General features: G+C 67.8%; 16 protein-coding genes and 1 tRNA gene. 11 read left to right on the top strand and 6 right to left on the bottom strand.

Annotation, left to right across the window (positions count from 1 at the left end; all coding sequences use genetic code 11):
• The first annotated feature begins 87 nt into the window (after positions 1 to 87).
• Complete coding sequence (locus tag ACE3TQ_RS22490; protein ID WP_374585196.1) at positions 88 to 3,072, top strand: carboxypeptidase regulatory-like domain-containing protein; 2,985 nt, start codon at positions 88 to 90, stop codon at positions 3,070 to 3,072.
• Here ACE3TQ_RS22490 and ACE3TQ_RS22485 read toward each other — a convergent pair.
• From ACE3TQ_RS22485 to ACE3TQ_RS22475, 3 genes are all read right to left on the bottom strand, one after another.
• Positions 3,069 to 4,235, bottom strand: a complete 1,167-nt coding sequence (locus tag ACE3TQ_RS22485) for a glycerophosphodiester phosphodiesterase (RefSeq protein WP_374585194.1) — start codon at positions 4,233 to 4,235, stop codon at positions 3,069 to 3,071. The genes ACE3TQ_RS22490 and ACE3TQ_RS22485 overlap by 4 nt on opposite strands.
• Before the next feature lie 65 nt (positions 4,236 to 4,300).
• Positions 4,301 to 4,564, bottom strand: coding sequence for a HigA family addiction module antitoxin (locus ACE3TQ_RS22480; protein WP_374585192.1), 264 nt, complete (start codon positions 4,562 to 4,564; stop codon positions 4,301 to 4,303).
• Between the two features lie 149 nt (positions 4,565 to 4,713).
• A complete protein-coding gene (locus ACE3TQ_RS22475) occupies positions 4,714 to 4,944 on the bottom strand; it encodes a hypothetical protein (RefSeq protein WP_374585190.1) in 231 nt (76 codons plus the stop codon).
• Between the two features lie 207 nt (positions 4,945 to 5,151).
• On the opposite strand from ACE3TQ_RS22475, the gene ACE3TQ_RS22470 reads away from it, so the two are divergent.
• From ACE3TQ_RS22470 to ACE3TQ_RS22445, 6 genes are all read left to right on the top strand, one after another.
• Positions 5,152 to 7,230, top strand: coding sequence for a DUF945 family protein (locus ACE3TQ_RS22470; protein WP_374585188.1), 2,079 nt, complete (start codon positions 5,152 to 5,154; stop codon positions 7,228 to 7,230).
• Positions 7,231 to 7,279: 49 nt separating this feature from the next.
• Positions 7,280 to 7,355 (top strand) — tRNA-Lys (locus ACE3TQ_RS22465).
• A gap of 82 nt (positions 7,356 to 7,437) precedes the next feature.
• Entirely contained in the window at positions 7,438 to 7,743 is a 306-nt protein-coding gene (locus tag ACE3TQ_RS22460; protein ID WP_374585224.1) for a YciI-like protein, read from the top strand.
• Between the two features lie 87 nt (positions 7,744 to 7,830).
• Complete coding sequence (locus ACE3TQ_RS22455; RefSeq protein ID WP_374585187.1) at positions 7,831 to 8,409, top strand: hypothetical protein; 579 nt, start codon at positions 7,831 to 7,833, stop codon at positions 8,407 to 8,409.
• A gap of 62 nt (positions 8,410 to 8,471) precedes the next feature.
• Positions 8,472 to 9,536: an aromatic ring-hydroxylating dioxygenase subunit alpha gene (locus ACE3TQ_RS22450; RefSeq protein WP_374585185.1), complete on the top strand. Its 1,065-nt coding sequence runs from the start codon at positions 8,472 to 8,474 to the stop codon at positions 9,534 to 9,536.
• Complete coding sequence (locus tag ACE3TQ_RS22445; protein ID WP_374585183.1) at positions 9,520 to 10,860, top strand: APC family permease; 1,341 nt, start codon at positions 9,520 to 9,522, stop codon at positions 10,858 to 10,860. The genes ACE3TQ_RS22450 and ACE3TQ_RS22445 overlap by 17 nt, the downstream gene beginning before the upstream one ends.
• Here the strand turns inward: ACE3TQ_RS22445 and ACE3TQ_RS22440 are convergent.
• Positions 10,775 to 11,887, bottom strand: a complete 1,113-nt coding sequence (locus ACE3TQ_RS22440; RefSeq protein ID WP_374585181.1) for a sterol desaturase family protein — start codon at positions 11,885 to 11,887, stop codon at positions 10,775 to 10,777. The two genes, ACE3TQ_RS22445 and ACE3TQ_RS22440, sit on opposite strands and share 86 nt — an antisense overlap.
• The gene (locus ACE3TQ_RS22435) at positions 11,877 to 13,460 is read right to left on the bottom strand and encodes a hypothetical protein (protein WP_374585179.1); all 1,584 of its coding nucleotides are present in this window, start codon (positions 13,458 to 13,460) and stop codon (positions 11,877 to 11,879) included. Before ACE3TQ_RS22435 ends, ACE3TQ_RS22440 begins: the two co-directional genes overlap by 11 nt.
• A gap of 71 nt (positions 13,461 to 13,531) precedes the next feature.
• Here ACE3TQ_RS22435 and ACE3TQ_RS22430 point away from each other — a divergent pair, with 71 nt between their 5' ends.
• From ACE3TQ_RS22430 to ACE3TQ_RS22415, 4 genes are all read left to right on the top strand, one after another.
• Complete coding sequence (locus ACE3TQ_RS22430) at positions 13,532 to 14,131, top strand: YigZ family protein (RefSeq protein ID WP_374585177.1); 600 nt, start codon at positions 13,532 to 13,534, stop codon at positions 14,129 to 14,131.
• A gap of 51 nt (positions 14,132 to 14,182) precedes the next feature.
• The gene (locus tag ACE3TQ_RS22425; RefSeq protein ID WP_374585175.1) at positions 14,183 to 15,103 is read left to right on the top strand and encodes a GGDEF domain-containing protein; all 921 of its coding nucleotides are present in this window, start codon (positions 14,183 to 14,185) and stop codon (positions 15,101 to 15,103) included.
• A gap of 58 nt (positions 15,104 to 15,161) precedes the next feature.
• On the top strand, positions 15,162 to 15,932 hold the full coding sequence (locus ACE3TQ_RS22420; RefSeq protein ID WP_374585173.1) for a hypothetical protein: 771 nt from the start codon (positions 15,162 to 15,164) through the stop codon (positions 15,930 to 15,932).
• Positions 15,933 to 16,015: 83 nt separating this feature from the next.
• Positions 16,016 to 16,222, top strand: coding sequence for a DUF2970 domain-containing protein (locus ACE3TQ_RS22415; protein ID WP_374585171.1), 207 nt, complete (start codon positions 16,016 to 16,018; stop codon positions 16,220 to 16,222).
• On the opposite strand, the gene ACE3TQ_RS22410 is transcribed toward ACE3TQ_RS22415, so the two are convergent.
• Positions 16,141 to 16,665, bottom strand: a 525-nt coding sequence (locus ACE3TQ_RS22410) for a methyl-accepting chemotaxis protein (RefSeq protein WP_374585169.1), incomplete at its 5' end; no start/stop codon positions are given. The genes ACE3TQ_RS22415 and ACE3TQ_RS22410 overlap by 82 nt on opposite strands.

Raw genomic sequence — 16,665 nt, 5'->3', positions numbered from 1 at the left:
TTCATTAGATCGCCATCTGCATCTTCCCTAGGATGTCTTTATCGGCCGCGTTCGCGCGGCCGTTTTTTTGCCACCTCAGGAGACGAAATGAAGAACCCTTCCCAACGTGTGCGCTTGACCATCATTGCACACGCCCTCGCCACGGCATTTGCCGCACCCGCCTTTGCCCAGTCCAACGCCACCGGCACCATCTTCGGCCAGGTCGCCAACTGCAAAGGCGCCAGCGTGGTGCTGGAAAACACCGCCACCGGCGCGCGCCGCACCGTCAGCGTCGATGCCAGCGGCCGCTACACGGCCAACTCGATGCAGCCCGGCGCCTACAAGGTGATGCTGGTGTGCGATGGCAGCGTTACCCGCGCGCTGGACGTGGAGGCGCTGATCGGCCAGGGTGTGGAAGCGTCGTTCGAAGCGATCCAGGCCGTGACGGTCACCAGCCGCCGTCCGACCATCGACGTCAGCAACACCAACAACGGCGCCGTGTTCACCGCGCGCCAGCTCAACGCGCTGCCGATTGCGCAGAGCATCGCCGGCATCATCCAGCTGGCGCCGAGCACCACGCGCGGCAACCCGCGCCTGGGCGGCGACAGCTTCGGCGGCGCCGGCGTCAGCGAGAACGCCTACTACATCAACGGCTTCCCGGTCACCAATGTGTACCGCCAGATCGGCTCCACCACCCTGCCCTTTTTCGCCATCGCCCAGGCGCAGATCCTGAGCGGCGGCTACAGCGCCGAATTCGGCCGTTCCACCGGCGGCGTGGTGAACATCACCACCAAGAGCGGCACCAACACCTGGGAAGCCGGCGCCGTGCTGCAGTACACGCCGAACGCGCTGCGCGCCAAGCCGGAAGACACCTTCTACCCGAACACCGGCGCCAATCCGGCCACCGACGGCAAGCTGCTGACCTACCGCGGCAACAACACCGCCAACGACGTCTTCGGCAGCGCCTACGTCGGCGGCCCGCTGGTCAAGGACAAGCTGTTCATGTTCGCCAACGTGGAGATGGACCGCTTCACCACGGACTACATCAGCAAGAACTCCGACTCGCTGAACAAGACCAACGGCTGGACCGAGCGCGCCACCAACACCCCGCGCTACATGCTCAAGCTCGATTACAACATCAGCGACGAGCACCGCCTGGAATTCACCCAGATCCACGACGAGTACAAGCGCAAGCAGCAGAACTTTGGCTTCGACTACGCCACCCTGACGCGCAACAATGTGCGCGCCGGCGGCACCACCGGCGACGCGGCCAAGACCGACGACTCGATCCTCAAGTACACCGGCTTCCTGACCGACAACCTGACCGTCACCGCGCTGGCCGGCCGCTTCAAATCCACCTATCCGCAATCGCGCGAAGGTTACGTGCCGGGCGTGTACCAGGTGAGCGCACCGCTCGGCAACCAGGTGCCGGGCCTGGTCTACAACAACCCGCAGACCATCGGCGGCACCATCCAGGTGGACAACGCCGAGGACAAGCAGTCAACCCTGCGCCTGGACGTCGAGTACAAGCTGGGCAGGCATGCGCTGCGCGTCGGCATCGACCGCAACAACGTGTCCTCCATCAACGGTTCGGAACTGGCCGGCGGCGGCACCTACTACTACCTGAAGGCCGATCCGAACGAGCCGGTGACCGGTGGCCGCAGCCCGGCTTCGGGCGGCGGCTACGGCCTGCAGGGCTACTACGTCAACATCTACCACCAGAGCGACTCGGCATCGCCGAAAACCGACCAGTCGGCGCAGTACATCCAGGACCGCTGGCAGGTGACCGACAACCTGATGCTCGACCTGGGCCTGCGCAACGAGCAGTTCACCAACAAGAACAGCGACGGCGTTGCCTACGCCGCGCAGCGCCACATGCTGGCGCCGCGCCTGGGCGCTTCGTGGGACGTGCGCGGCGACAGCTCGCTGAAAGTATTCGCCAATGCCGGCCGCTACCACCTGCAGATCCCGACCAGCGTCGCCCTGCGCCTGGCCGGCAATCCGGTGCACGTCGACCACTACTACACCTACACCGGGGTCGATCCCAAGACCGGCGCACCGACCGGCCTGACCGAAATCAGCCCGCCGCTCTCCGCCGGCAATGAATTCGGCCAGCCGAAGGACCCGCGCCAGGTGGCGTCGGCCAACCTGGGCGCGACCTACCAGGATGAACTGGCGCTGGGCTTCGAGGCGGCACTCAGCCCGCTCTACACCAGCGGCGCCAAGTTCACCTACCGCACCCTGCGCAACACCATCGAGGACTGGTGCGACCAGCGCCCGGTCGATGCCTGGGCCAAGCGCAACAACATCAGCACCGCCGGCTACGGCATGCCGTGCCTGCTGGTCAACCCGGGCCGCGACAACACCCTGACCCTGGACCTGGGCCGCAACGGCAAGCTGGTCACGATCCCGCTGACGGCAGCGGAAATCGGTCTGCCGAAGGTGAAGCGCGTCTACACCGCGCTCGACTTCTTCCTCGAGCACCCGCTGCGCAACGGCTGGTATGGCAAGATCAACTACACGCTGTCGCGCCTGGAAGGCAATATGGAAGGGCAGGTGCACTCCGATATCGGCCAGGCCGACATCGCCGCCACCACCGCGTTCGACTATCCGGAGCTGATGGACAATGCCGACGGCCTGCTGGCCAACAACCACACGCACGTGGTCAAGGCGTTCGGCTACTACCAGCTGAATCCGGAATGGAGCGTGGGCACCAACATCAACATCGTCAGCGGCGGTCCGAAGTCCTGCATCGGCAACCTGCCGAAGGCGCTGGACGTCAACAACAACCCTGGCGGCTGGTACGGCTCGGCCACCTACTACTGCAACGAGAAGCCGGCCCAGCGCGGCTCCTTCGGCCGCATGCCGACCGACTTCCGCGTGGCGCTGAACGCAACCTACACGCCGCAGGCCATCAAGGGCCTGTCGCTGAAAGCGGACGTGTTCAACCTGTTCAACCGCCAGACCGTGATGGCCACCGATCCGGTGTACAACTCGGGCAAGAACAAGGTCAGCGCGTACTACGGCCAGGTCCTCGGCCGCGCACCTGAACGCCAGGTGCGCTTCTCGGCCGAGTACAACCACAAGTTCTAACGGCCGGTTTCCTTCAGGTACTCGGCGCGGGCCGCCAGGGCGGTATCGGCAAAGTCGGTGAACAGGCCGTCGACGCCGATGGCGTAGAACTGCTTGTACTCCTGCACCGGGTCGCCCTTGTAGTTGCCGGCCAGGCGGCGCTTTTCGTTGCGGAAGGTGTAGGGATGCACGAACAGGCCCGCCTTGTGGGCGTCGGCCACCAGGGTGGTCGGCGCCAGCGTGGTGGTGTCGGTTTCGTTGATCTTGCCGTCGCCGTTCACGTCCACCAGTTTGCCGCTGGCGTCCAGCGTGCCTTTCACGCTGACGATGTAGCGCTTCCACGGGCCGATGCCGTCGGCATAGGTCTTGATCTCGGCCAGGCCGGCCGGCGTCACCATATCGCTGAACAGGCGCTTGTCGCCCGACTGCGCCCAGTCGTACGGGCGGTCGTACGGCGCGGCGTAGGTCAGCGCGCCGGTCTTCAGGTCGACATCGTCGGCATCGATCAGCTGCACCATCTTCAGCTTGGAGCCTTTGCTGCGCATGTACTTCAGGCTGCCCGGCTCGAAGGACTGGATGAACACCGGCGCGCTGGCGTCGCTCCAGCCGGCATTGGCCAGCAATGCCAGCAGCTTGTCTTCCAGCGGCACGCCCTGCTGGCGGTGGAAGGTCGGGTTCTTGGTTTCGGGGTAGATGGTGATGTTGCGGCCGCTCTTCTTGATCATGTCGATGATCTCCTGCACGGTCGCAATCTTGTACTTGCCGTTGTACTGCTGCGGGCGTTCGGCATCGGTCGAAATGCCGCCCAGGGTCTTGATCTCGGCCAGCGTGAAATCGCTGGCGAACCAGCCTTCCTGCACGTCGCCATCCACGCTCAGCTTGCGTTTGCGCGCCGCGAATTCGGGGTGGTCGGCCACGTCGGTGCTGAAGGCCAGGTTGGGGTCGTGGCGCGCGATCAGCACGCCGTCCTTGGTCGAGACCACGTCCGGCTCAATGGCGTCGGCGCCCTGCTCGATCGCCTTGGCGTAGGCTTCCACCGTCTGCTCCGGGATATAGCCGCTGGCGCCGCGGTGCGCCACCACCAGGGCCGGCTTGCCGTCCAGCGTAGGCAGCGGAGCCTGCCCGCTGCCGCCACACGCGGCCAAGGCTGCCGCTGCCGTTACTGCCGTTACCGTCTTTTTCATGTACCGCCTCGTTGAGAGTTAAAAACGAGGCGGATTCTAGGTGGCGAAAATGACAGGCTTGTGAATCAGGCAATCGTGCGCTGCCTGGCTTGCCAAATGTCGTAATCAGCTTGCATGTGGAGCCAGGATTCGGCGCTGCCGCCCAGCAGATCAGATAAACGGATAGCCAGCTGCGGGCTTACGGCAGCGCGGCCATGCAACACCCGCGACAACGCAACCCGCGAAACGCCCAAACGCCGCGCAAACTCGATGACGGTCATGCCGGATTCGGCAAACACGCCGTCGCGTATCACTTCGCCAGGATGAGGGGGGTTGTGCATGCGTCCCATGATCGCCGATCTGCCGCCCACTGTCCAACCGCGCCTCGATGGCGAAGTAATTTTATCAAGGTCAGTATAGCATCGCGATACAGCAATGCTGTCATGGGTGGAAGTCCCAGCAGCATGCGGCTAACTGAATGACTTGTACTTGCGCGTTCTCAACCTGGGCGGCCGGTAGCCTGTTTTTTGTTGCCGAGCGACGCTTCGTAAATGGTCTTGGCGTCCTTGTGGGCCTGGTCGATGGTGCGCAGCTTCTTGTCATCGTCGTGGCGCACGAAGAATTCGGCATCCTGGGCGGCCACCACCAGCTTGACGGCGGCTGCTTCCTTCACATTGTATTTTTCGAAGATCAGGGTGGTCACTTCGTCGAGGTATTCTTCGTAGGTCATATCTGCTCCTTGGCGCGAGGGCAGCATTATGCCCAAGCTTGTGACAATGCGCGCATCTTTATCGCTGGCGCGGACTCTATAATATTTCTCCGATTCAACAGCCCCTTCCCTCCGCACGTGGTAAAACCGTTTCTCCTGTGGGCCGCCCTGGCCCTTGCGCCTGCCGCCTTCGCCCAGCAACCGCCCAGTGCACCGCCCACAAAGGCGATGCTGGCGATCGATTACCTGAAACGTGAACTGGGCGCGCGCCTGACGCCCCGCCCGGGCAAAGCCTTCCAGCCGGCGCAGCCCAGCAAGAACCAGTATTCGCCGGCGCAACTGGCGGCGGTGGAGGCAGTGCTGGGTGCGGCCAGCCCGCTGCAGGTCAAGCGCCTGCCGCCTGCCGCGGGCCGCAGCAGCTACAGTATTACCCTGCCCGGCGGCCAATACCAGGACGGCAAAGAGGAACTGGCGTGGGCTCAAGGCAGCCTGGTGGCGCGCAGCCTGCCCGATGGCAGCGTCACGGTGCGCGGCCAGATGCCGTCGCTGCGCGTTGCCGACAGCACCGGTACGACCAGCATGACCGGTCTCCGCTTTACAGGCAGCCAGCAGCGCGACTACTGGAGCGGCCAGAGCGACGTGGCGGTCGATAAGATCGACCTCGCGCCAACCGGTACCCAAGGCGCCGCCGGCAGCTTTGAGCAATTCCGCCACAGCCTGCAGGTCGCGCGGGACGGCAGCGCATATGGCGCCCGCCTGGACATCACAGTCGGCCGCCTGCTGCTGGGCGGTCACGGCGTGGACCAGCTGCGCCTGGCGGCGCGCCTGCGCAACCTCGACGCCGCGACGTTGGGCCAGTTGCAGAAAGAGGAGCTGGCGCAGCAAGCCAGCGGCCAAGGCAGTCTGGACTCGCTCGACGTCCTGACGCGCCACCTGCCCGCCATCAAGCGCCTGGCCATGCGCGGCGCCGTGCTGGAACTGGACCAGTTCAGCTTCCGCTACAAGGGCCATGAGCTGAGCCTCAAAGGCAGCGTCCGCATGCCGGACGCCGGCGAGGCCGACTTTGCCTCGGCCGGCGCCGTACTGGCCAAGCTGCACGGCAAGCTGGAGGTAGCCATGCCGCTGGCCCTGTTGCGCCAGGCGGCCGACGACATCGCGCTCAGCGCCAGCCAAGACGCCGACAAGCGTGCCTTGCCGCCGGCGGAAATGGGCGCGCGCATCTATGAACAGCAAGTCGGCAGCCTGCTCACCAAGCGCTACGCCTGGCGCGAGCAGGACATGCTGCACACCACGCTGGAACTGCAAGCGGGCGTACTGACCGCCAACGGCCACGCCGTCCCGCTCGACGTGCTGCTGGCCGTATTCCGCGACAAAGCGCCCGGCTCGCTGCCGCCCGCCGATACATCGGAACCGCAGCTCCTGGGCATGCGCGACCGCGGCCTGGAAGTGGCGCAAGTGTTCGCCCTGAACGGCGACACGCAAGGCATGTTCGACCTGTGCGACCGCTACCTGGAGGGCATCGGCGTGCCAGCCAATGTCGCCGAGGGCACCGCATGGTGCGAGAAGGCCATGGCCAAGGGCAGCGACAAAGCGGTCTACACCCTGGCCCGGCGCCAGCTGGACGGCAACTACCGGGGCGACTTCGCGCCTGTCCTCGCCAAACTGGCGGCGTTCGCCGACAGCGCCGAGGACCCGGAAGCGCAATTCCTGATGTCGCGCTTTGCCACGGACAACGCGAAGGCGGCCGATTATTTGCGCCGCGCCGCCGCCGGCGGCTACGCGGACGCGCTGGCCCAGGCGGGCGGCGCCGCCAACGCCAACGCCAGCGCCGGCGCACCGCAGCCTGCCGCCTCGCCCTGGCGGCTGACGCTGGCGGCGCAAGGCGCCTACTACGGTGCCGGCACCTACCGCTTCGACAGCAGGCTGCACCGCAAGCTGCGCCTGTCGATCGACGAACTCGCGAAGCATGAACAATGGAGTTCGATCACCAGCCTGTGCCTGATGGCCACGATGCCAAGCGACGCCGCCTGCCTGCGCCTGCAAGGCATGCAGGACGGCAGCGTTGCGGTGTTCGCCGAACTGGTGGCCAAGGGTGGCTCCAGCAAGCAGGGGCGCAAGGAACTGGCGCGCCGCATCCAGCCAGGCCAGGCGCTCGACCTGGTGTTGTATTCCGATGGCTACCAGGCGTACTTCCTGATCGACGGTGAGCCGCCGCTGGCGCTGGACATCGGCTTCCCGGCCGAGACGCTGCACTTCGTCTGCTCGGGCGCGCGCTGTGCCCTGGAGTTCCGCCGCGCACCGGAATAAACACAGCTCTTGCGGAATGTGTTTTAGCCCTATATAATTCATGCCCTTCGGGTCGTTAGCTCAGTTGGTAGAGCAGCGGACTTTTAATCCGTTGGTCGCAGGTTCGAGCCCCGCACGGCCTACCAGTATCAGTGAAAAAGCCAGCCTTCGGGCTGGCTTTTTCATTTCTGGCTATACTCGGTCTCCCCCAATCAACGCGAGACCGCCATACACTACGTCCTGATCTACGATTACGCCCCCGACTACCTGGAACGCCGCGCCGAATTCCGCGACGCGCACCTGAAGCTAGCCTGGGAATCGCACGGACGCGGCGAGTTCCAGCTGGGCGGCGTGCTGGCCGACCCGGTCGACAGCGCGCTGCTGTGGTTCAAGGCCGATTCGCCGGCCGTGGTGGAGCAGTTCGTCGCGCACGATCCCTACGTGAAAAACGGCCTGGTGCTGGACTGGCGCATCCGCCCCTGGATGACGGTGGCCGGCGCCCTGGCCGACGCCCCGCTTCATCCAGTGCAATAAGCGTTTATTTTTCGTAAATGTGACTTTTGGAGAGCCTGCGGCGGCATGCACTCGTTACAATTTGCTATCCAAGTTTCCGGAAAGCAAATGAGCCACAACGTCTACGCCCCGCCCCTCTCCGATCTCGACCAACAGCCCAGCGCGGCGGCCAGCGACCATTTCTATGTCGTCTCGACGCGCAAGATGCTGATCCAGTACTTCCTCACCCTCGGCGTGTACCAGCTGTACTGGTATTACCGGAACTGGGCGCAGCAAAGGCGGGCCACCGGCGCCGACGTCTGGCCGCTGCCGCGCGCCCTGTTCGCACTGTTCTTCACGCACAGCCTGTTCCGCCGCATCGGCGCCCATGACGCCAGCGGCAAGCGCGACGCCTGGGATAGCGGCAGCTATGCGGCCGCCATGGTGTTCCTGCTGGTGACGGACTATCTGCTGGTATGGGCCAGCCGCGCCTCGCCGATACTCGATGGCCTCAGCTGGTTCATGCTGGTTCCGCTGGCACTGGTGATGCGGCAGGCGCAGATCGAAGTCAACGCCCGCTGCGGCGACCCGCAAGGCGCCAGTAACGACAAGTTCAGCGCGGGCAACTACGCCTGGTGCGCACTGGGCGGGGTACTCTGGCTGCTGGTGCTGGTGGACTATCTGCTGCCGGGCGACGGCGGCTGGTAACGCAGGCTTCACGCGGCGCGCATTCTGTGCGACAGTGAGCCTTTCCCGCCCCGGAGCCCGCCATGCCCCTGCTGGAGTACTGCCGCATCGAACCGCTGGACCAGGCGCACGCCCTGCACGCCAGCTTCTACACCGAGCCGCACTGGCTGGAATTCGAACAGCGCGAAGTATTCGGCCGCAGCTGGCAGCTGGCGGCGCACAGCGGCGAACTGCAGGCGCCGGGCGACCATGTGGTGGGCGATATCGCGGGCAAGCCGGTGCTGATCGTGCGCCAGCCGGACGGCGGCCTGCAGGCCTTCTTCAACGTGTGCCGCCACCGCGCCGGGCCGCTGGCCACCTGCAACGGCAAGGGCGCCAGGGCGCTGCACTGCAAATACCACGGCTGGACCTACGAGCTTGATGGCGCCTTGCGCGCCGCCACCGAAATGCAGGGCGCGCAGGGCTTCGACAAGGCCGCCATCCGCCTGCCGCGCATTGCGGTGCAGGAGTGGCAAGGGCTGGTGTTCGTGGCGCTGGACGCGGCCACGCCGCCCTTCGGGCAGGTGTTCGCCGGCATCGCCGAGCGCATCGCGCCGGCCGGCCTGCCGCAGATGCGCTTCGCCAAGCGCGACACCTACCGCCTGGCCTGCAACTGGAAGGTCTACGTCGACAACTTCCTGGAAGGCTACCACCTGCCCTTCGTCCATCCCGGCCTGTCGCGCGTGCTCGATTACCGCGCCTACGACACCGAGCTGGCGCAATGGCATTCGCTGCAGCATTCGCCGCTGCGCAACAACGACGGCATCTACGGCGACGGCAACGCCTGGTACTACTTCGTCTACCCCAACACCATGCTGAACATCACGCCGGGCCGGCTGCAGACCAACCGCATCCTGCCGGCCGGCCATGGCCACTGCATCGTGGAATTCGATTACTACTACAGCGACGCGCCGGAGGTGCAGGCGCGGGTGCAGGCCGAGCAGGCCTTCTCCGACGAAATCCAGGCCGAGGACATCGCCATCTGCGAGCATGTGCAGCAAGGGCTGGCGTCCGGCTCCTATAGCGCCGGGCGCCTGAACCCGGCGCGCGAGAGCGGCGTGTGGCATTTCCAGAACCTGCTGCGGGCCGCCTATGCACGCCGGGCCTAAGCCGCTCGGCTTCTGGATGTGCACCGCCCTGATCGTGGGCAATATGATCGGCATGGGCGTCTTCATGCTGCCGGCCGGGCTGGCGCCGTACGGGCGCAACGCCTTTGCCGGCTGGGCCGTCACGGTGCTGGGCTGCCTGTTCATTGCATACGTCTTCGCCCGCCTGGCGCGCGCCATGCCGCAGGAGGACGGGCCGTACGGCTACTGCCGGCGCGCCTTCGGCAACGGCGTGGCCTTCTTCACCATGTGGTGCTACTGGGTTTCGATCTGGGTCAGCAATGCGGCGCTGGCGATAGGCATCGTCGGCTACCTGGCGGCGCTGCTGCCGCCGCTGCGCGCCAACCCGGCCCTGCAGCCGCTGGCCGGCATGGCCCTGGTCTGGCTCTTCGTGCTGGTCAGCCTGCGCGGCGCGCTGGCCTCGGGCCGGGTGCAGCTGGCGTCGGCCGCGCTCAAGCTGCTGCCGATGGGCGCCATCGTGCTGCTCGGCGCATGGGTCCTGGCCAGCGACGGCGCCGCCTTCCAGGCCCACCTGGCGCCGGTCCCCTTCTCGCTCGACGGCACCGCGGCGGCCGGCACCATCGCGCTGTTTGCCATGCTGGGCGTGGAATGCGCGGCGCTGCCGGCCACCAAGGTCGAGCAGCCGGAGCGCACCATCCCGCGCGCCACCATGGCCGGCACGCTGGTGGCGGCGGCGGTGTACGTGTCGGTCAGCGCGGTCCCGCTGCTGCTGCTGCCGGCGCCGCAGCTGGCGGCGTCGGACGCGCCCTTCGTCGACCTGTTCCAGCGCTACTGGGACGCCGGCAGCGGCCACTGGCTGGCGCTGGCCGTGATCGTCAGCGGCCTGGGCGCGCTGAACGGCTGGACCATGCTGGCCGGCGAAGTGACGGCTTCGATGGCGGCGCACGGTGTCTTCCCGGCGCGCCTGAAGGCGGCCAACCGCTACGGCGCGCCGACCTGGTCGCTGCTGCTGATGGGGGTGCTGGCCAGCGCCATGATCGGCATGAACTACACGCGCTCGCTGGCGCAGGGCTTTACCTTCCTGACCATGGTGGTGACGGCGGCCAGCATGCCGCTCTACCTGGTGGGCGGGGCGGCGGTGTTCCGGCTGTACCGGCGCGGCGTGCTGGCGCGCGGCTGGGCGCTCTCGCTCAGCGCGGCGATGAGCTGCCTGTTCTCGCTGTGGGCCTTCTACGGCATGGGGCGCGAGGCGTTCTGGTGGGGCGTGGCGCTCGGCGCGCTCAGCCTGCCGGTGTTCTGGCTGCGGCGCTGGCGCCAGAAGAGCCGGGCGGCTGCAGGCAGTACGCCAGCAGCAGGGCCGCCGTGACCGCCAGCACCAGCGCCAGCTTGGGCAGCCAGGCCAGCGTGGCGGCGTGCGTCACCAGCTGGTTCTGCAGCAGCACGGCGGCCAGGAAGCACAGCACGGCGGCGGCAGTCCAGCGCTTGCCGCAGGCATCGGCGCGCGTGGCGCAGTACAGGCGGCCGGCCGGCAGCGCGAACGGCGGCCAGGGATCGGCGGCGGCGACATCGGCCGGGCGCCAGCCGGTGCGGCGCCAGCACAGCGCCAGCCTGTCGCGCCAGCGCGCGGTGCGGCAGGCGTCGCGCCACATCACGGCCGGCCAGGCGAACTGCGCCCACACGGCGTTCCAGCCGGGCGCGCCCTTGCGCACGCCGTACACGCAGGCTTCGCCCTCCGCGCGCCAGGTGCCGAACAGGCGGTCCCACAGCATCAGCGTGCCGCCGTAGTTGCGGTCGAGGTAGACGTCGTTGACGGCGTGGTGCACGCGGTGCGCGCTGGGCGTGTTGAGGAGTCCTTCCAGCAGCGGCACGCGGCCCACCAGGCGGGTGTGGATCCAGAACTGGTAGAACTTGCTGAGCGTGAGCTGGACGATGAACACGCCGGGCGGGCAGCCCAGCAGCGCCAGCAGCATGAACAGCGGCGCGTGCAGCAGGTCCTGGAAGGCGCCCTGGCGCAGCGCCGTGGTCAGGTTGAACTCCTCGCTCTGGTGGTGCGGCGCATGCACGGCCCACAGCAGGTTGACTTCGTGCGACCAGCGGTGCGCCCAGTAGTAGACGAAATCGAAGGCGATAAACGACCAGAGCCAGGTCCAGGCCGAGGCCGGGTCCGACTGCCACGGCGCCAGGTGCTGGAACACCCAGGCATAGGCCAGCAGCCAGGCCGCCTTGGTGAACACCTCCAGGGTCACGGTCCAGATGCCGCAGGCCATGCTGGTCAGGCTGTCGGCCAGGCTGTAGGCGGCGATGCGGCGGCGCCGCGCCAGCCAGGCTTCGGCGCCGATCAAGAGCAGGAAGACCGGGGTGGCGGCCGCCACCAGGGCATTGTTATCGGGCATGGGCGGATTTGGCGTCGGACGACCAGCGCCCCAGCACCGTGCGCAGCGCGTACCAGGCCGGGCGCGGCGGCTCCAGCACCACGGTGGGCGCGCTTTCCTGGGCCAGCGCGCGCGCCTTGGCGGCGGCCGCCTCCTGCGCCTCGCGCCGCGCGGCGGCGGCGCTTTCCGCCAGCTGCGCCAGCTGCAGCGGGTTGGGGAAGCCGTCCACCAGGTAGCGCGGCGGGCAGTCGTCGGTGCGCTGCAGCAGCGCGCCGATCACCGGCAGCGCCACCTCCCAGGCCACGGTGATCGACGGCGCATTGCTGGCCGGGTCGGCAAAGCACAGCAAATCGGTTTTCGGCAGCAGGCTCGGCACGCCGCGCGTCCAGGTGCAGGCGCTGGTGCGGCGCTGCTCGGGGCCGGTCTTGCCGACCATATAGGTGGCGATGTACAGATCTTCGCCACTGGCCGTGGTGCGCGCTTTCAGCAGCTCCTTCTGCAGGCGGTAGTCGTTGCTCTCGGCGTACTTGGCCAGGCTGTTCAGGCGGCGGCTGTGCGCCGGCGGCACGAAGTGCTGCCAGCGGCCGTCGACCAGGCGCAGCATGCGCGGCGTCACCATCTTTTCCTCGCGCATGGCGTCGATGGCGGCTTTCAGCATGGCGTCCAGCGCGATGTCGTTCTTGTCGCTGCACACCATCAGCAGGCCACGCGTGGGCACCATCACCACCGGGCGCCCGTACGTGACCAGGCCGCTGAATAGCTCCGGCAGCAGCATGCGCGAGGAATCGTAGCCGTCGTCCCACAGGCCGCCGAACACGCCTTGCGGCGATGCCTGCAGCGGCAGGCTGGAACGGGCGCGCAGGTTGGCAAAGGCGGCCTCGAAGGCGGCCTCCTCGCTCATGTCCCAGGCGTCCAGGTGGGCCTGCGCCACGCGGTGCACCACGCTGCCGCGCTGGTACGCCAGGCCGATTTCCAGCCCTTCGCACAAGGGGCGGAACAGCAGCGGCGAGTAGCCGCGCGCGGCGGCCAGCATGGCTTGCCCGCGCTCGGCGCTGTTGCGCACGATGGGCAGCAGGTGGCGCGCCGCCTCCTCCACCATGCCCGGCGTGTTGCCCATCAGGACCATGCCGGCCGTGTAGCGCAGCAGGTCATCGCTGGCGCCGGTGCTGGCGGCCAGCCATTCCTGGTACATGCGCTCGAGCGGCACCACCAGTTCCAGCGGGTACGGCGAGGCCGGGCCGGGCACGCCGAACAGCTCACTGTCGGCCGCGATGAACTGCCAGCGCCGGCCCGGGTCGAGCGCCTGCAATTGCGCCTGCAGCAGGGCGGCGTATTCGGCCAGCGTGGCGCGCGCGGCCGGCAGCACGCTTTCCTCTTCGATCACGCTGGCGCAGCCGCAGCGCAACAGGGCATCGCGGTAGCGCACGGCGCTGTCCAGGTCCAGGCCCTTTTTCAGCAGCGCGCCATTGCCTTCGGCCACCGGGCGCACAGCTTCCAGCGGACGGCGGAACAAAAGCATCAGGCGTGCCTCGACCCGCTCGCGCTGCAAGCCTGCCTGTACGCCCAAGGTGCGGATGCGGAAAGTTGCCGCCATATATCATGTTGGAAAAGTTGCAACGGCATTGTAAGCCATGCCACACGCCAAAGGAGTATCATGTTGGCCCCATGCCACAAACCATTGCCTCCCCCGCCACCAGCGAACTGCTGATCAAGAAAAGCCGCTTCCTCGCCTACCTGCACCCGGTGCCCGACCGCGCCGCGGCGCAGGCCATCGTGGCGCGCCTGCGCGCCGAGCATCCGGCCGCGGCGCACGTCTGCTGGGCCCTGCTGGCCGGCGGCCAGTCGGCGGCGGTGGACGACGGCGAACCGGGCGGCACGGCCGGCCGCCCCATGCTGGACGTGCTGCGCCACCAGGACCTGGACGGCGTGCTGGCGGCCGTGGTGCGCTATTACGGCGGGGTGAAACTGGGCGCGGGCGGCCTGGTGCGGGCGTATACCGATGCCGTGGCGCAAGCCCTGCTGACGGCGCAGAAGGTCGCCATCGTGCGCTACGCCGAACTGCGCTGCAGCCTGCCGTATGCGCTGGAGGGCGTGCTGCGGCGCGAGCTGGCGGCGGCCGGGGCCCAGCTGCTGGAGGTGGCGCACGGGCAGGACGTGACGCTGGCCTTCCGCCTGGCCGACAGCGCGGCGCCAGCCCTGGTGGCGCGCCTGAACGAGGCCGCCGGCGGCCAGCTGGCGTGGCGCGCCGACTGTGAAAGTTCGTAAGCTTTTATTAACAATTTTTGCGTTATTGCCCGGCTCTGCTAACGTCGTGCCATGCGTGACGACACATTATTTTCCGGCAATCAACTGGCGGCCATCCTGCGCGCCCTGCCCGACCCGGCCTTCATCCTGACCCGCAGCGGGCGCTACCTCGCCATTTTCGGCGGCATCGACGTGCGCTATTACCACGACGGCTCGGCCCTGATCGGCCAGAGCGTGCACGATGTGCTGGCGCCGGACAAGGCGGCCTGGTTCATCCAGGAGCTGGCGCGCGCGCTCGACAGCCGCAGCCTGCACATTGTCGAATACAGCCTGGCCGCCTGCGACGTCAAGGGCCTGGACAGCGAAGGCCCGGGCCAGCGCCTGTGGTTCGAGGGCCGCATCCAGGCGCTCGACTTCCCGCTGGCGGGCGAGGATGCTGTGTTGTGGGTTGCCAGCAACATCACGGCGCGCAAGGAGCTGGAAGTCCAGCTGCGCATGCAAAGCGAGATCGATGCCCTGTCCGGCCTGCTGAACCGGCGCAAGCTGATGGGCGTGCTGGCCGAGCATTTCGACACCTTCGAGCGCTATGGCACGCCGCTGGCGGTGCTGGTGTTCGACATCGACCATTTCAAGCGCGTCAACGACGAGCACGGCCACCTGACGGGCGATGTGGTGCTGAAAACCACGGCCGAAGTGTGCCGCCATGAGCTGCGCGCCACGGACGCCCCGGCGCGCCTGGGCGGCGACGAATTCGTGGTCCTGATGCCACACACCACGCGCGCCCAGGCAGCGCCCATTGCCGAGCGCCTGCGCCAGCGCATCGCCGACACGCTGCAGGGGCTGGGCAGCATCGGCGCCGGCGTCACCATCAGCGGCGGCCTGGCCGAGTTCGCGGCGGGTGACGCCACCTGCGAGGATGTGCTGAAGCGCGGCGACGACGCCCTGTACCAGGCCAAGCGCCACGGCCGCAACCGCATCGCCGGCGCCAACTGAGGCTTGCAGGGGCTTGATAAAAGGTTCAGAATTTCCTCAACAGTTGAGGGAGGAAACAATGGACTCGATGCTCCAGTTGAAACCCGGCGCACCCTGGCTTGCCGGCCGCCACCAGCGCCACCACCTGCTGTCCCAAGCGCAAACCGCGAGCGCGCGTGCCGGCGCGCCGGCCGCCCTGCCTGCCATCAGCCGCTGGCGCCCGCGCGCGGCGCCGGCCCTGCCCCTGCCCCTATTGGAACGCCTGCGCCAGACGCGTGCCGACTGCGCCTTCTGCCAACAGCTGGAACAGCTGGCGCACAGCGTGGCGCGCGCCGAGCGCGAACTGCCGCAGCTGGCAGCGTCGCAACCGTGGCAGGTGCGCGGCAGCGGCCTGGTGCTGGGCGGCGACGCCCTGCTGGCCAGCTGGCACCTGCTGTTCATGGCCGGCGGCGTGGTGCTGGCCAGCCCCGGCCGCCTGGGGCGCGAATTCGCCACCTACGCCTGCCACCTGTCGGCCAACACGCGCCAGCTGCAGGCGGCGCTGGCCGGTTTTACCCAGCTGGCGCAGCAGGCGGCCACGCCGGCGCGCCAGGCCGCGCTGGCCGAACTGGGCCAGCGCCTGCTGGCCTGGGGCGACGCCCTGGTGGAAGACGAGCTGCCGGACGAAGTCATGCTGCGCGTGCAAAACTACCCGCTGCTGTACGAGGAAATGCTGGACACGGCCGACGGCGGCAGCGACGAGGCGGCGGCCAGCCTGGAATCGCTGGGCGACGCCGACCTGCTGCGGCTGGACTGGACCGGCGGCCAGCGCCGCGCCGTGCAGCAGGCGCTGGAGCGCCTGCGCAACTGATACGGTCGTTTGGGGGCGCTTCTGCGCCTGTTTTTCGCGGCCGGGCCGGCGCACAATAGGCCCAACCGCGAAAGGAAAACGACATGGACAAGAATCTGGACAAAGCGCCGCGCAGCTTCGGCGCCACCATGCTGGCCGTCGCCTGGTCGTTCATCGGCCTGCGCCGGCGCAGCGATTTCGAACGCGACGTCGGCGCCCTGCGCCCGGCCTATGTGCTGGCCGGCGCGCTGATCGCCGCCGCCTGCTTCATCGGCCTGCTGCTGGCGGCGGTGCGCGTGGCCACCTCCTGATGCGCGTGCAGCCGGAACACGCCGACCGCGCGCTCGAGCTGGGCGGCCTGCTGCTTCAGCGCATCGGCGGCTGATGCCGCCTGCTCCACCAGCGCGGCATTCTGCTGCGTCACCGAATCCATCTCCGACACCGCGCGGTTGATCTGCTCGATGCCGGCGCCCTGCTCCTCGCCGGCGGCTGAAATCTCGCGCATGATGTGCGCCACCCGCTGCACCGCGCCCACCACCTCCTGCATCGTGCTGCCGGCGCGCTGCACCAGGGCGCTGCCCTGCTCCACCTGGCTCACCGAGCTGGAGATCAGGTCGCGGATTTCCTTGGCGGCGGCGGCCGAGCGCTGCGCCAGCTGGCGCACTTCGCTCGCCACCACGGCAAAGCCGCGCCCCTGCTCGCCGGCGCGCGCCGCTTCCACCGCCGCGTTCAGGGCCAGGATGTTGGTCTGGAA

The organism is Pseudoduganella sp. (assembly GCF_041914865.1).
Lineage (GTDB): Bacteria > Pseudomonadota > Gammaproteobacteria > Burkholderiales > Burkholderiaceae_D > Rugamonas.
The sequence above is the reverse complement of the archived record's forward strand: the minus strand, read 5'-3'. Positions and strand labels throughout refer to the sequence as shown.

What these genes read in the sequence shown, in the direction of transcription:
- ACE3TQ_RS22480 (WP_374585192.1), bottom strand. Translation starts at nt 4,564, where the DNA reads ATGGGACGCATGCACAACCCCCCTCATCCTGGCGAAGTGATACGCGAC.
- ACE3TQ_RS22425 (WP_374585175.1), top strand. Translation starts at nt 14,183, where the DNA reads ATGCGTGACGACACATTATTTTCCGGCAATCAACTGGCGGCCATCCTG.
- ACE3TQ_RS22475 (WP_374585190.1), bottom strand. Translation starts at nt 4,944, where the DNA reads ATGACCTACGAAGAATACCTCGACGAAGTGACCACCCTGATCTTCGAA.
- ACE3TQ_RS22490 (WP_374585196.1), top strand. Translation starts at nt 88, where the DNA reads ATGAAGAACCCTTCCCAACGTGTGCGCTTGACCATCATTGCACACGCC.
- ACE3TQ_RS22485 (WP_374585194.1), bottom strand. Translation starts at nt 4,235, where the DNA reads ATGAAAAAGACGGTAACGGCAGTAACGGCAGCGGCAGCCTTGGCCGCG.
- ACE3TQ_RS22430 (WP_374585177.1), top strand. Translation starts at nt 13,532, where the DNA reads ATGCCACAAACCATTGCCTCCCCCGCCACCAGCGAACTGCTGATCAAG.
- ACE3TQ_RS22470 (WP_374585188.1), top strand. Translation starts at nt 5,152, where the DNA reads ATGCTGGCGATCGATTACCTGAAACGTGAACTGGGCGCGCGCCTGACG.
- ACE3TQ_RS22450 (WP_374585185.1), top strand. Translation starts at nt 8,472, where the DNA reads ATGCCCCTGCTGGAGTACTGCCGCATCGAACCGCTGGACCAGGCGCAC.
- ACE3TQ_RS22440 (WP_374585181.1), bottom strand. Translation starts at nt 11,887, where the DNA reads ATGCCCGATAACAATGCCCTGGTGGCGGCCGCCACCCCGGTCTTCCTG.
- ACE3TQ_RS22435 (WP_374585179.1), bottom strand. Translation starts at nt 13,460, where the DNA reads ATGGCGGCAACTTTCCGCATCCGCACCTTGGGCGTACAGGCAGGCTTG.
- ACE3TQ_RS22420 (WP_374585173.1), top strand. Translation starts at nt 15,162, where the DNA reads ATGGACTCGATGCTCCAGTTGAAACCCGGCGCACCCTGGCTTGCCGGC.
- ACE3TQ_RS22445 (WP_374585183.1), top strand. Translation starts at nt 9,520, where the DNA reads ATGCACGCCGGGCCTAAGCCGCTCGGCTTCTGGATGTGCACCGCCCTG.
- ACE3TQ_RS22415 (WP_374585171.1), top strand. Translation starts at nt 16,016, where the DNA reads ATGGACAAGAATCTGGACAAAGCGCCGCGCAGCTTCGGCGCCACCATG.
- ACE3TQ_RS22455 (WP_374585187.1), top strand. Translation starts at nt 7,831, where the DNA reads ATGAGCCACAACGTCTACGCCCCGCCCCTCTCCGATCTCGACCAACAG.